The organism is Shewanella sp. SG41-4, from assembly GCF_014164505.1.
Lineage (GTDB): Bacteria > Pseudomonadota > Gammaproteobacteria > Enterobacterales > Shewanellaceae > Shewanella.
In genome coordinates, this window is record NZ_JACJFI010000572.1 from 1 (window position 1) to 1,535 (window position 1,535).

Genomic DNA, 1,535 nt, shown 5'->3' on the forward strand with positions numbered 1-1,535 from the left:
CAGATTTAAAATGAAAATGTTACCACCGGTAGCATTTTCACCCTTGTTCCAAGAAGGGGATAATGAATCTGCTGAAGAATTAGCTGATGATATTTTGAGTAATTTGTATGATGAAGTGGCAAAGATGGCGAGTGATATTTATGACAAATCATTCTTTGTAGCTGATGCAAACGGACGTAAAGTAGCAAGAACCAAAGCTAACAGAAGGATAAAAGACTCCTTTAAGCGCTTAATCCAAAAGCTAGAAGGGTTATCTTTTCTTGATAGTAATATCGAGAAGGTGGTATCTCAAACAAACGTGGTACTTGATTCAATGCCTTTAACTGGTTGGATTGAAGGTGCCAATTTGTCAAATTTAGCTAGATGGACCTTGGTAATGTCGAATCCCGATATGCTTCGTAATCATGCTTCTGATAGCTTTACATTAGAGGTTGAACCTGAAGTTATTGAAGATGATTTTGGCATTCTTGGGGAAACTGAATCTTCAAATTTAGATGAAGATTTGAGTGTTTTTGAGACTGAGATCCAACAAGTCAATAGTCCTGAAGTAGTTACCGAAGTAGCCACGTCATTTGGAATTGATGATTTAAACCAAGAGCCCGACCAATTAGGTTTCGGTCTTGGATTTTAACCAACCCCATAGGGAGGACACATATCCCTATGGGATTTGTGTCCTCTAAACAAGAGTCTGGAGGACACAATGTCAAAATCTAACAAAACAAAACTTCTTAGGAAGTATAAAAATTTAAGCCGCGTGCTTACAGCACAAAGTAACATTGAAATAACTTTTAGTGGTACACAGGCTTATCATATTGCGGGACGAATTAATTTGCCGGTTGGCGATTTTAGTGATGATGATTTTATCGCTATGTCTATGGGTTTTTGTGATCATGAGCTTGGCCATGAAAACTATACCGATAACAATTGGTATCAACTTGCTAATAATAAAAGTTCGTATCTAAAAGATCTGCTCAACGCGTTAGATGATTTTCATCAAGAACGTAGATTGATGAATGATTTCCGTGGTACAAAAATATCGTTAAGAAAGCTCGTTGAACTTTGTAAAGTAAAAGGGCTTTTTTGCGTATTACAAGACGATGCACCTTTGCCTGCTTATATCCAAGCCTGGGTATTGTATAAGGCCAGAAGCCATTTAGGTCAGCCATTATCAGATTTTTTCAATGAAACTGATAACCAAGTGTTACTTAAATTTGGACAAGGATTTTATGACAATATTCATTCTTTATTAACCCCTCAAGTATTAGACAGCTTAGTAACAACAGAATATTGTTATGAAACTGCAGATAAGATATTTGAGTTGTTAGTGGAATGGTTAACAAAGTTCTGGTCATGGAACAGTCGTTTTAGTGGGTTTTTTAACTTTGAAATGACACCTCTTAAGTTATTGTATATTAGACAAATTGAACTTAACGGAATATCAACTTTCTCGTTAGACAGTGGTAAGCTTATTAATCCTCCTTCTGAATGTTCTGCTGCCATGCTTTCAATTTCAGAAATTAATTTCTGATGAAAAT

2 protein-coding genes are annotated in these 1,535 nt (G+C 36.0%); both read left to right on the forward strand.

Translation table 11 applies throughout. From position 1 onward, the window contains the following. The coding region (locus H5202_RS22335) for a DUF3150 domain-containing protein (RefSeq protein ID WP_220493981.1) at positions 1-631 on the forward strand (631 nt) is incomplete at its 5' end. 69 nt (positions 632-700) lie between these two features. Further along, the gene (locus H5202_RS22340) at positions 701-1,528 is read left to right on the forward strand and encodes a hypothetical protein (RefSeq protein WP_182773958.1); all 828 of its coding nucleotides are present in this window, start codon (positions 701-703) and stop codon (positions 1,526-1,528) included. Positions 1,529-1,535 lie beyond the last annotated feature (7 nt).

Coding starts and splice junctions, on each gene's coding strand:
- H5202_RS22340 (WP_182773958.1), top strand. CDS start 701: ATGTCAAAATCTAACAAAACAAAACTTCTTAGGAAGTATAAAAATTTA.